This is a genomic window from Rossellomorea sp. YZS02, from assembly GCF_033963925.1.
In the GTDB taxonomy this organism is placed as follows: domain Bacteria; phylum Bacillota; class Bacilli; order Bacillales; family Bacillaceae_B; genus Rossellomorea.
The window spans coordinates 119,218-131,942 of the sequence record NZ_JAXBLY010000001.1 but is presented as its reverse complement, the minus strand read 5'-3'; the positions used below and the strand labels follow the sequence as shown (position 1 = coordinate 131,942).

The following is a 12,725-nucleotide window of genomic DNA, read 5'->3' as shown; positions in this document are numbered from 1 at the left end:
ACAAGACGTTATTAAATATAGTAGAGGTGCTGTACATGAAGATATCAACAAAAGGCCGATACGGACTAACGATTATGATTGAACTCGCAAAACGCCATGGTGAAGGGCCTACTTCACTAAAAACGATCGCACAGCAACATGAACTGTCAGAACATTATCTTGAACAGCTGGTCGCACCACTCCGGAACGGGGGCCTTGTCAGGAGTATCCGGGGGGCTTACGGTGGTTATGTCTTAGGCCATGAACCTTCAGAAATTACGGCAGGAGATATTATCCGCATCCTTGAAGGGCCCATCAGTCCGGTAGAAGGAATTGAGGATGAAGAACCGGCAAAACGTGAGCTGTGGATCAGGATCCGTGATGCGGTCAAAGAAGTGCTTGATAATACAACGATAGAAGATCTGGCGAGCCACTCGGATGATGGTGAATCCGATGCGTACATGTTCTATATCTAGGAGGTAACGATAAATGGAAAGAGTGTATCTGGATCATGCTGCAACGTCGCCCATGCATCCTGAAGTGATTGATGAAATGACAACAGTGATGAAGGAGACCTTTGGTAATCCATCGAGCATTCATTCATTTGGCCGTGCATCACGTCACCTTGTGGATCATGCACGAACCATCATTGCAGAGAGCATCCATGCAGAATATAATGAAATCATTTTTACAAGTGGTGGAACGGAAGCGGATAACTTAGCGATCATCGGTAGCGCGGAAGCGAATATGGCAAATGGAAAGCACATCATTACAACACAAACCGAGCATCATGCGGTTTTACATGCTTGTGCATTTCTTGAATCCAAAGGGTTCGAGGTCACCTACCTGCCGGTGGATCGTTCAGGAAGAATCTCGATGGAGGACCTGCAAAAAGAACTCCGTGATGATACGATCCTTGTGACCATCATGTTTGGGAATAACGAAGTAGGAACACTTCAGCCCATCAAAGAGATCGGAGAACTGTTAAAGGACCATCAGGCCTATTTTCATTCAGATGCTGTACAGGCCTTTGGGTTGACGGCCATGAATGTGCAGGAACTGGGGGTCGATTTACTTTCCGTTTCAGGGCATAAGATCAATGGACCTAAAGGAATCGGCTTTCTTTATACCCATAAAAATGTGGACATTCAGCCGAGATTATACGGCGGTGAACAGGAACGAAAACGCCGTGCGGGAACTGAAAACGTCCCTGCAATCACCGGCCTTGGTAAGGCAGTGGAACTTGCCCAGCATTCAATTGAAGAAAAGCATAGCAAGCTCTCTGAACTAAAGAAATTATTAAAAGAAACCTTAACTGACGACGGGATTGAATTCGAAGAGAACGGATCCCTTGAGCATGGATTACCCCATGTGCTAAACTTAAGCTTTCCCGGCACGGATGTTGAATCCATGTTGATGAATTTAGATATGTCAGGTATCGCTGTTTCAAGCGGGTCCGCTTGTACGGCTGGATCTATAGAACCTTCACATGTCCTTGTGGCGATGTATGGAAAGCAGTCTGAGAGATCAAGGAATTCCATCCGCTTCAGCTTTGGTATAGGGAATACGGAGGAGCAGATTGAATGGACTGCCCATGAAGTGGCAAGGATCGTGAAGAGGTTGAGAGCATAACGTCCGAACGGGCGATTGAATGGAATGAAGGAGGTGGCGTTAGTGAAAAAAGAACCGAAGGATACAAGAGTGGTCGTTGGAATGTCCGGCGGGGTGGATTCTTCTGTAGCCGCATTATTATTAAAAGAGCAGGGCTATGAAGTCATCGGGATTTTCATGAAGAACTGGGATGATACAGATGAAAACGGAGTCTGCACCGCAACGGAAGACTACAATGATGTCATTCGAGTTTGTAACCAAATAGGGATCCCTTACTACGCTGTGAATTTTGAGAAACAATACTGGGATAAAGTGTTCACATATTTCCTGGATGAATATAAAGCCGGAAGAACACCGAATCCGGATGTGATGTGCAATAAGGAAATCAAGTTCAAGGCATTCCTTGATCATGCACTGAAATTAGGTGCGGACTATTTGGCAACCGGTCATTATGCCCAGGTTGAGTACCGCGACGGTGAGTATAAAATGCTGCGCGGGGTCGATAACAATAAGGATCAAACGTATTTCCTCAATCAGCTGGGACAGGACCAATTAGAGAAAGTCATGTTCCCGCTTGGGGGCATCGACAAGAAAAAGGTGCGTGAAATCGCAAAGGAAGCCGGTCTTGCTACTGCAACTAAAAAAGACAGTACGGGTATTTGCTTCATTGGCGAACGCAATTTCAAAGATTTCCTGAGTAATTATCTTCCGGCACAACCCGGGAAGATGGAGACGTTAGATGGAAAAGTGATGGGCAAGCATGACGGCCTCATGTACTATACTATCGGTCAACGTCATGGCCTTGGCATCGGTGGTGCTGGTGAACCGTGGTTTGCCATCGGGAAGGACCTTGAAAGAAACGTCCTATACGTTGGTCAAAGCTTTGAACATCCTGCGCTTTATTCAGATTCCATCCTTGCAACGGATGTTCACTGGACATCGAACGGGGATAAACCTTCTGAATTTGCTTGCACGGCAAAATTCCGATACCGTCAGGATGACAATAAAGTCACGGTGGTACCGCTGGAAGACGGTAAGGTGAAAGTGATCTTTGATGAACCGATCAGAGCGGTCACACCGGGTCAGGCGGTTGTTTTCTACAACGGAGATGAGTGCCTGGGTGGAGGAACGATCGATACAATTTTCAAAGATGAGAAAAAACTGACATACGTAGGTTAATGCTATTAAAGGACTGAGAAATAGAGGGGGCTTAACTCTTATCTCTCAGTCCTTTTTTTCATCATGGATGTATTCCATTGTGGAGCGTCCCTTATGTTATACTAGTAACGATAAGTGGGATTATATACATAACTAATAGACTATATAGAGGTGTTTATATTGGATAAGAATTTAAAAGGAATCGAGTTATTGCAAGAAGGAAAGGTAGAAGAGGCGGTAAAACTATTTACAGAAGCCATAGAAGAAAGCCCGAAGGATCCGGTTGGATATATCAATTTTGGGAATGTACTGATGTCGGTTGGCGACAACGAAAAAGCGAAAAAGTTTTTTGAACGTGCAATTTCTATTGATGATAATGCAGGAGCTGCTTATTACTCCCTTGGAAATCTGTATTTCAATGAGAATCATTTTGACGAAGCAAAGGATCAATTCGAAAAGGCGATTACTAAAGGGATGGAGAATGCCGACGTCTACTTTATGCTTGGAATCAGCCTGTTTCAATTAGAGCAGCCGAGACTGGCTCTGCCGTACTTACAGCGAAGTGTGGAACTGAATGAAGAAGACGTAGAGGCGCGTTTCCAATTGGGACTTTGTCTTGCCAAAGTGGAAGCATATGAAGAGGCGATCAATCAATTGACCACAGTAGTGGAAGCTGATCCCGAGCACGCAGATGCTTACTACAACTTAGGGGTTGCTTATGCAGGTCACAAGGATGATGCAGACACGGCACAGAAGTATTTCAATAAAGCAATCGAAGTGCAACCGGATCATATGCTAGCAGGCTATGGCATCAAGATGATCGAAAAGCTTCAAAATGAACAAAGTGAATAGTTAGGGGGTTCACTGCCTTGAGCCAGCAAGACTCTTTAAAGCTGTTTGGTGAGGAAGAAACCTATATTAAAGGAAGGCATCTTGTCACCATTTTTCATAATGAAGAAAATCTCTACACGGTGGTCAGAATTCGTGTTGATGAAACAAATGATTCTTATGAGGATAAAGAAGCGGTCGTAACCGGGAACTTCCCTAAGATTCATGAAGATGAGACATATGTGTTTTATGGGCGATTCCAGGAGCATCCAAGGTTTGGCATGCAGTTTCATGCGAAGCATTTCAAGAAGGAAATCCCCCAAACCACACAGGGGGTCGTCCATTATTTATCCAGTGATCTATTCAAAGGGATAGGGAAAAAGACAGCTGAGAAGATTGTGGAGCATATCGGGGAAAATGCCATTGGCAAAATCCTCGAAAACCCCGGCCTCCTTGATGAAATCCCAAAGCTGCCAAAGGAAAAGGCGAAGAGTATCTATGATACGCTTTCCGAGCATCAGGGCCTTGAGCGTGTCATGATCATGCTGAATGACATGGGCTTCGGTCCTCAAATCTCCATGAGGGTCTACCAGGCTTATAAGGAACAGGCACTTGAAATCATCCAGAATAATCCCTATAAGCTTGTGGAAGATATCGAGGGGATCGGCTTTACCCGGGCGGATGAATTGGGGGCGAAGATTGGACTGACAGGCAGCCACCCGGACCGAATCAAAGCGGGCTGTTTATATACATTGGAACAAACGTGCGTCAAGCAGGGCCATGTATACTTGGAAGCAGAAGAGCTGATTGTAACGGTGAAGGAACTGCTCGAGAAGAGTCAGCCTGAAAAAATCGACTACACTGATATTTCCAGTCAACTAGTCTCCCTGGAGGAAGAGAGCAAGGTCGTGGGGGAAGGAACGAAGGTGTATGTGCCATCCCTGTATTTTTCCGAAAAGGGGATAGTGACAAATATTGAAAAGCTTCTCTCGCAGACCCAGTATAAAGATCAATTCCCCCAATCGGAATTTCTTTTATCATTGGGGGCACTTGAAGACAGGTTGGGAGTACAGTATGCACCATCCCAAAAAGAGGCCATCGAAACGGCGTTGATGTCCCCTATGCTTCTATTGACGGGAGGACCCGGTACCGGTAAGACGACCGTCATTCAGGGAATCGTCGAACTGTTCGCCGATCTTCACGGCTGCTCCCTGGATCCGAAGGACTATAAAGACGAACCGTTCCCGGTATTGCTGACGGCCCCTACAGGACGTGCGGCTAAGCGAATGACTGAATCCACCGGCCTTCCCGCCATGACCATTCACCGGCTCCTTGGATGGAACGGCCAGGAAGGATTCCAAAGCGATGAAGAACGGGCGATTGAAGGAAAACTTTTGATTGTGGATGAGGTGTCAATGGTCGATACCTGGCTCGCCCATCAATTGCTGAAGGCTCTGCCTGAAGGCATTCAAGTGATTTTTGTCGGTGATGAAGACCAGCTCCCTTCTGTCGGTCCCGGTCAGGTATTGAAGGACTTACTGAATTCAGAAGTGGTCCCGACTGTCAGGTTGACGGATATCTATAGACAGGAAGAAGGTTCTTCGATCATTGAACTGGCTCACCATATGAAGAAGGGACAGGTCCCTGCCGATTTGACGAAACAGCAAGAGGATCGTTCCTTCTTCCCGTGCAGAACCAATCAGATTTCCGACGTTGTTCAAAAAGTGGTGGAAAACGCAAAGAAGAAAGGCTACACACCAAAGGATATACAGGTACTTGCCCCCATGTACCGGGGCCCGGCAGGTATCGACCGTTTGAATGAACTTCTTCAGGAGATCTTCAATTCCAATGATGGCACACGGAAAGAGCTCGCATTCGGGGATGTGAAATACCGCATTGGAGATAAGGTTCTTCAGCTTGTCAATCAGCCTGAAAACAATGTATTCAATGGGGATATCGGTGAAATCGTTTCGATTTTTTACGCAAAAGAAAACACTGAAAAACAGGACATGATCATCGTTTCATACGAAGGGAATGAGGTCACGTATACCCGACAGGACCTCATGCAAATTACCCATGCGTACTGCTGCTCAATTCATAAATCCCAGGGCAGCGAGTTTCCCATTGTGATTTTACCGGTTGTGAAGAGCTATTACCGCATGCTGCGAAGAAACCTGTTGTATACGGCCATCACACGCAGTAAACAGTTTCTCATTCTTTGCGGGGAGCTGGATGCATTTAGACTGGGCGTTGAAAGGGAAGATGATTTTCTTAGAAAGACGACCTTGAGTGAGAAGTTAAGGGGCTTACTGGATTTTGAAGTCAGTACGAAAAAGGATTCACTTGACGAAACCATGCCGATTGAGGAACTTCTGCTCAATGAAGATCCTATGATTGGTATGGAAGGCATCACACCATACGATTTTATGAAAGCATAAGGTTGACGAATGAAGATTTTCCTAATTTGGAAATGGTTCATTCGTCAACCTTTTTTATGTAACGAGCTATTTATGTTAACTTAAATAATATTTGAGTTGACATATAATCATTTTAAGCGATATCCTTATCTTGTACAAGAAACGACAGATGGGGGAAGACAGATGAACAGAAAATTACGAACGATCGATCTTACACTCGCAGGAATGTTTGTTGCACTTATGGCGATAGGTGCAAACATCACGACATTCGCACCTTTTATGGTAGTGGGCGGTGTACCCATTACATTACAAACGTTTTTCGCCATTTTAGCAGGAGCCATTCTTGGAAGCAGGGTCGGGGCCATATCCATGACAGTGTACGCACTGGTGGGATTAGTGGGTGTTCCTGTTTTTGCAAGATTCGGGGCAGGTTTATCTTCTATTGTGAGCCCTACTTTCGGATTTATCGTTTCATTTATTTTTACAGCTTACATTACGGGGAAAATCGTAGAAAAACACAAAGGGGTCAAGACCTATATCTTCGCTGCAATAGTCGGCATGATAGTCAATTATGTGTTCGGCACGAACTGGATGTACGCAGCGTATAAGTTGTGGGCACAAGCCCCGGAAGGCTTCACCTATAAATTAGCATGGGCATGGATGGTCGTGCCGCTGCCTAAAGACATCATTTTAGCTGTCTGTGCTGGTATGATGGCTCATCGACTGGAGAAATCGGTACTTTCAAAGAGTGCATTCAGAAACTTAAATCGAGCAGCATAAAGGGGAGGAAACGAGATGAAAACGTGGAAGGAGCTTGCCGAAGAGGTCATTGGGGGAGCGGAACTAACAAACGAAGAAGCATTATCGATTTTGGAAAGTCCGGATGAAGAACTCTTAGAGTTATTGCACGGAGCCTACCAGATTCGAAAACATTATTACGGCAATAAGGTCAAATTAAATATGATCATCAACACCAAATCGGGACTGTGTCCTGAAAATTGCGGGTACTGTTCACAGTCGAGTGTGTCTGATGCACCGATCGAAAAGTACCGCATGGTCGATAAAGACACGATCATGAAGGGAGCCGAAAATGCACATAAGCTGAATGTCGGCACCTATTGCATCGTAGCGAGTGGACGAGGCCCGAGCAATCGGGAAGTGGACCATGTCGTTTCAGCGGTGAAAGAAATTAAGGATCAGTATAATTTGAAAGTGTGCGCATGTCTCGGATTACTAAAAGGAGATCAGGCAAAACGTTTAAAAGAAGCGGGAGTGGATCGTTATAACCATAACATCAACACATCCAGTAACCACCATGAAAACATCACCACATCCCATACATACGAAGACAGGATCAATACAGTGGAACAGGCTAAGGCACAAGGGATATCACCATGCTCAGGCATTATCGTCGGTATGAAAGAAACGCTCCAGGATGTGGTGGACATGGCAAACAGCTTAAAGGTCCTCGACGCCGACTCGATACCGGTCAATTTCCTACATGCCATTGATGGTACGCCTCTTGAAGGGACAAATGAGCTAAACCCGCGTTATTGTTTAAAGGTGCTTTGTTTAATGCGTTTCATCAACCCGACAAAGGAAATCCGGATTTCAGGAGGACGTGAAGTGAACCTTCGCAGCTTGCAGCCGTTTGGTCTTTATCCCGCTAATTCGATTTTTGTGGGGGATTACTTGACGACGGCAGGACAGGAAGGGACGGCCGATCACCAGATGCTTGAAGATTTAGGATTTGAAATCGATTATGTAAAAGAAGGAAGCGGACAAACGCTCACTTTATCATAAGAGAAATATTCAATGGATGCTATGGAAAAGGTTTCGTCTTATGTTTTCGGGAAAATGACCTACACTATATAAGAACGGTGATTCACCGTTTGTGCGTCTCTTCCCATTAAACAAGTATAAAACAGGCATGAATCGGACATGATGGTAGGGAATAATCACCATTTCTGGTGTAGCCTGAGGTGAACGTACCCATGAAGTGTCCAAATTGTCAGAGCAAAGATATCGGAAAGATCGGCATCAACCAATATTATTGTTGGGGATGTTATATAGAGCTTTCCTTATCTAAGGGAGTCATTCATACCCACCAAGTGGAGGAAGATGGATCACTCAGCTCCTTAGATGACTTGTTTGATGAGGAAGAACGCCGATTAAGCTAGGAAGAGGTGTCTTTCTTGAATAAAACATTTGCATCCATTGTCGGTTTCGGAGCAGGAGTTGCGGCTTCCATTTATTCGCAAAGATCCAATATGATGAGCCAGAAACAAATGAAACGAATCCGTAAACAAGTAAAGAAACTTTTTTAAGCTAAAGAGAGGCTGACCTTTAAGGGTCAGTCTTTTTTTGAGGAAATAATTGGTAATTGACGTAATACAAGAATAAATGACGCAATTACGATTGTTTTTGACGCGAATAAAAATAAAATGACGCAATCATACCCAATATTGACGCAATAAACTCCAGAACGAAGTATATCCCATCCTCCCCATTCCTAAAAAAGGAATGAATCCTTTCTTACGTTCCATGCTTTCGAAATACAGCGATTAAACATACCAAATACATCATTTTCTGAATAAAACCACCTCCTATTTTCAAACAATAGAGAAGAAAAGTAGGAGGTGCCCCTGATGGAGAAGAGACTCTATGCCAAGTGGATATACAGGCTTTCAATGGCCCTTATTCTTGCACTATTCCTTTATGTTCTGTATTTATTGAAGCCGGTGTGGCATCCCGTACTGGAGGTCTTATTCTTTTCCCTGCTTCCTTTCGTCATAGGAGGGTTCATCGCATACCTGCTTCATCCGGTAGTGGAAAAACTTCATGAGGCTGGCATTCATAGGGGAATCGCTATCCTCTTCATCTATCTCCTCTTCTTTGGGGGATTGGGCTATGCCATATACAAAGGGACCCCTGCCATCATCCATCAGCTGAGGGATTTATCGGAGAATGCCCCCGTTTTCACGAAGCAGTATCAGGGGTGGCTTAAGATTGTTCAGAGTGAAACGGCAACTTGGCCGGACGGGATCCAGTCACAGCTCGAGAAACGAATCGATGGCCTTGAGGCCTGGGTGACGGGTCTTGTGGCCGTTGTTCTGGCGACCGTCATGAAATTCATGAACAGCCTGCTTATCGTTGCCATCATTCCCTTCGTATCTTTCTACCTATTGAAAGATATCACAAAGGTAAAGACATTTATGTGGCAGCTCACTCCAAAAAAATGGAGGAAAAGTGCCATTTCATTTTTAAGAGACGTGGATGAGTCCCTTGGTGGCTATATCAGGGGACAGCTTCTGGTTTGCTTGATCATTGGCGGAATTTCAGCTGTCACTTTGTGGCTGATCGGGATGAAGTATCCCTTGATTCTTGGCTTGATCATTGGTGTGACGAACGTGATCCCGTATTTCGGCCCGATCATCGGGGCTGTTCCGGCAGCCATCATCGCAAGTACGATCTCCACGAATATGGTGATCTATGTTGTCATTATGGTGGTGGTCCTGCAGTTCTTGGAGGGGAACATTCTATCACCACTCATCGTCGGTAAAAGTCTTCATATGCACCCTTTATTCATCATGGGTGCTTTAATCCTGGGAGGCGAGGTAGGTGGTGTGATCGGCATGATTGTAGCAGTGCCCTTTCTTGCCGTCATTAAAGTGGCCATTTTACACGGAAGGACCCATTTTCTTCATACAAAGATCGATGAATAGCTGAAAAGTGGCAATGGTCATTGACAAATACAATGAATATTTCTATAATCCAACATATACAAGTATTCTAATAAATAAAATCAGTGAAGGACCCGAGTACGTTATAGTCCATCTATCAGAGAGAAATCCCCTTTAGGCTGCAAGGGAATTCAGATGAAGGATAACGGAATGCTAATCCTGAGTGCAGGTAAAGCCTGCCGTCCAGCCGCGTTAAGGTGTTTTGAGGGATGGATAAACGTATGTTTATTCATAACCAGGGTGGTACCGCGAGAAACAGCTCTCGTCCCTGTTTTAGGGATGAGGGCTTTTTTGTATTCTTTTTTAACCATACATATAAAGGAGGAAGTTTCACATGAACAAATTAACAGGCGCAGAAATTCGTCAGAAGTTTTTAGATTTCTTTCAGGAAAAGGGACACGGTGTAGAACCGAGTGCCTCATTGGTTCCCCATGAAGATCCATCCCTATTATGGATCAATAGCGGGGTAGCGACATTAAAGAAATATTTTGATGGCCGTGTGATCCCTCAAAATCCACGAATCGTGAATGCACAGAAATCGATCCGTACTAATGACATTGAAAACGTTGGTAAGACAGCACGACATCATACATTCTTCGAGATGCTAGGGAACTTCTCGATCGGTGATTACTTTAAGGTAGAAGCAATTGAATGGGCATGGGAATTCCTCACGGATGAAAAGTGGGTTGGCTTTGATTCTGAAAAGCTTTCCGTTACGATCCACCCTGAAGATCATGAAGCATTTGATATTTGGAACAAAAAAGTGGGCGTACCCGCTGAGCGCATCATCCGCATCGAAGGGAACTTCTGGGATATCGGGGAAGGTCCAAGTGGCCCGAATACAGAAATCTTCTACGATCGCGGACCCGAATATGGAGACAATCCGGAAGATCCGGAATTGTATCCAGGCGGGGAAAATGACCGTTACCTTGAAGTATGGAATCTTGTATTTTCACAATTCAATCATAATCCTGATGGAACATATACACCACTTCCCAAGAAGAACATCGATACAGGGATGGGACTTGAGCGTATGGCGTGTGTAGTTCAGGAAGTACCGACGAACTTTGACACTGACTTATTTATGCCGATCATGGCAGCAACGGAAGAAATCTCAGGCAAATCATACGGTAAAGACAGTGAAACCGATGTGGCGTTCAAAGTGATTGCCGATCATATCAGAACGGTTTCCTTCGCGATTGGTGATGGAGCTCTTCCATCAAATGAAGGTCGAGGCTATGTATTACGCAGACTGCTTCGCCGTGCAGTACGTTTTGCCAAGCAAATTGAAATCAATCGTCCATTCATGTACGAATTGGTTCCTGTCGTTTCTGAAATCATGGTGGATTTCTATCCGGAAGTAAAGCAAAAAGCCGAATTCATTCAAAAAGTAGTGAAAAATGAAGAAGATCGTTTCCATGAAACTCTGAATGAAGGTCTATCCATCCTTTCATCCATCATCAAAACTCAGAAATCTGCAGGAAGCACTGTTATTCCTGGTGAAGATGTTTTCCGACTCTATGACACATACGGTTTCCCGGTTGAATTGACGGAAGAGTATGCAGAAGAAGAAGGATTGACAGTTGATTATGAGGGCTTTGAAAGAGAAATGGAAGGTCAGCGAGAAAGAGCGAGATCTGCACGCCAGGATGTAGGAAGCATGCAGGTGCAGGGTGGAATCCTTAGTGATATTACAGTGGAAAGCCGCTTTGTGGGATATGACACATTGGAAAGCACGGCAACGATTCTTGAATTATTGGTGGATAACGAACGCCAGCCGAAAGTTGATAAAGGGCAGGAATGCCAATTCATCCTGGATCAGACTCCATTCTATGCAGAGAGCGGCGGACAAATCGGAGATAAAGGATACATTGAAGCAGAAGGCGTAAAAGTATGGGTAAAGAGCGTGAAGAAAGCGCCTAATGGCCAAAACCTTCATACGGCAGTCGTAGAAGAGGGGACGCTCGAGCAAGATGCGAAGGTCCTCGCTAAAGTGTCCCGTGAATCGAGAACCAAGGTCGAGAAAAACCATACAGCGACGCACATCCTTCATCAAGCTTTGAAAGATGTCCTTGGGGATCATGTTAACCAGGCGGGTTCACTAGTAGAGCCGGATCGCCTGCGTTTTGACTTCTCCCATTTCGGTTCTGTTTCACCGGAAGAAATCGAACAGATCGAAACGATCGTCAATGAGAAAGTATGGAAAGCGATGACGGTGAACACCGCCCTTAAATCGTTATCCGAAGCAAAAGCGATGGGTGCCATGGCATTATTCGGGGAGAAATACGGTTCAGAAGTTCGTGTCGTATCGATTGGAGATTACAGTTTAGAGCTATGCGGAGGCTGTCATGTATCCAATACGTCTGAGATCGGGCTCTTCAAGATCCTTTCTGAAAGCGGGATCGGTGCAGGTACAAGAAGGATTGAAGCGGTTACGGCAGAGAATGCGTACAAAGTGTTGAATGATCAGGTTTCCCAGCTGCAAGAAGTGGCTGGTAAACTCAAATCAAATCCTAAAGAAGTTGTCAGTCGGGTGGATTCATTGTTAGTTGAGATGAAAGAGCTTCAGCGTGAAAATGAATCATTAGCTGCAAAGTTGTCTAACATAGAAGCAGGAAGCTTAACGGATCAAGTGAAGGTCATCGATGGGGTGAACGTCCTTTCTGCGAAGGTTGCAGCCGGGGACAGCAACGGACTTCGCACGATGATGGATGAACTTAAACAGAAACTTGGATCCGGGGTTATTGTACTGGCAACAACTGGAGAAGATAAAGTGACCATCATTGCAGGAGTTACTAGTGATTTAGTCGAAAAAGGATATCATGCAGGAAAATTGGTCAAAGAAGTCGCTACACGCTGTGGCGGAGGCGGTGGAGGCCGTCCGGACATGGCGCAGGCTGGAGGGAAAAACCCTGAAAAAGTGGAAGAAGCCCTTCAATTTGTAGAAGAATGGGTCAAATCCGTTTAACTCCGGGTGAAAGTGGTGTAC

At 45.0% G+C, this 12,725-nt stretch carries 11 protein-coding genes; all 11 read left to right on the top strand.

The window, feature by feature from the left end:
* The first annotated feature begins 35 nt into the window (after positions 1-35).
* The 11 genes from cymR (at position 36) to alaS (ending at position 12,704) form a co-directional block, all read left to right on the top strand.
* Positions 36-455 carry a cysteine metabolism transcriptional regulator CymR gene (cymR, locus tag SLH55_RS00675; RefSeq protein ID WP_044339554.1) on the top strand — a complete coding sequence of 140 codons (420 nt, stop codon included), beginning with the start codon at positions 36-38 and terminating at the stop codon, positions 453-455.
* A 13-nt stretch (positions 456-468) separates the two neighbouring features.
* Complete coding sequence (locus tag SLH55_RS00670; RefSeq protein WP_320322286.1) at positions 469-1,611, top strand: cysteine desulfurase family protein; 1,143 nt, start codon at positions 469-471, stop codon at positions 1,609-1,611.
* 42 nt (positions 1,612-1,653) lie between these two features.
* Positions 1,654-2,769, top strand: coding sequence for a tRNA 2-thiouridine(34) synthase MnmA (mnmA, locus tag SLH55_RS00665; RefSeq protein ID WP_219166872.1), 1,116 nt, complete (start codon positions 1,654-1,656; stop codon positions 2,767-2,769).
* 159 nt (positions 2,770-2,928) lie between these two features.
* Positions 2,929-3,600, top strand: coding sequence for a tetratricopeptide repeat protein (locus tag SLH55_RS00660; protein WP_320322285.1), 672 nt, complete (start codon positions 2,929-2,931; stop codon positions 3,598-3,600).
* A gap of 17 nt (positions 3,601-3,617) precedes the next feature.
* Complete coding sequence (locus SLH55_RS00655) at positions 3,618-6,014, top strand: ATP-dependent RecD-like DNA helicase (RefSeq protein WP_320322284.1); 2,397 nt, start codon at positions 3,618-3,620, stop codon at positions 6,012-6,014.
* Positions 6,015-6,176: 162 nt separating this feature from the next.
* Positions 6,177-6,773 carry a biotin transporter BioY gene (locus SLH55_RS00650; RefSeq protein WP_219166875.1) on the top strand — a complete coding sequence of 199 codons (597 nt, stop codon included), beginning with the start codon at positions 6,177-6,179 and terminating at the stop codon, positions 6,771-6,773.
* A gap of 15 nt (positions 6,774-6,788) precedes the next feature.
* Entirely contained in the window at positions 6,789-7,796 is a 1,008-nt protein-coding gene (gene bioB, locus SLH55_RS00645; protein ID WP_320322283.1) for a biotin synthase BioB, read from the top strand.
* Positions 7,797-7,987: 191 nt separating this feature from the next.
* Positions 7,988-8,173, top strand: a complete 186-nt coding sequence (locus tag SLH55_RS00640; protein WP_034757353.1) for a hypothetical protein — start codon at positions 7,988-7,990, stop codon at positions 8,171-8,173.
* A gap of 15 nt (positions 8,174-8,188) precedes the next feature.
* The gene (locus SLH55_RS00635) at positions 8,189-8,320 is read left to right on the top strand and encodes a YrzQ family protein (RefSeq protein ID WP_219166877.1); all 132 of its coding nucleotides are present in this window, start codon (positions 8,189-8,191) and stop codon (positions 8,318-8,320) included.
* Positions 8,321-8,641: 321 nt separating this feature from the next.
* Entirely contained in the window at positions 8,642-9,718 is a 1,077-nt protein-coding gene (locus tag SLH55_RS00630; protein ID WP_320322282.1) for an AI-2E family transporter, read from the top strand.
* Positions 9,719-10,070: 352 nt separating this feature from the next.
* Positions 10,071-12,704, top strand: a complete 2,634-nt coding sequence (gene alaS / locus SLH55_RS00625; RefSeq protein ID WP_320322281.1) for an alanine--tRNA ligase — start codon at positions 10,071-10,073, stop codon at positions 12,702-12,704.
* Positions 12,705-12,725: the final 21 nt, after the last annotated feature.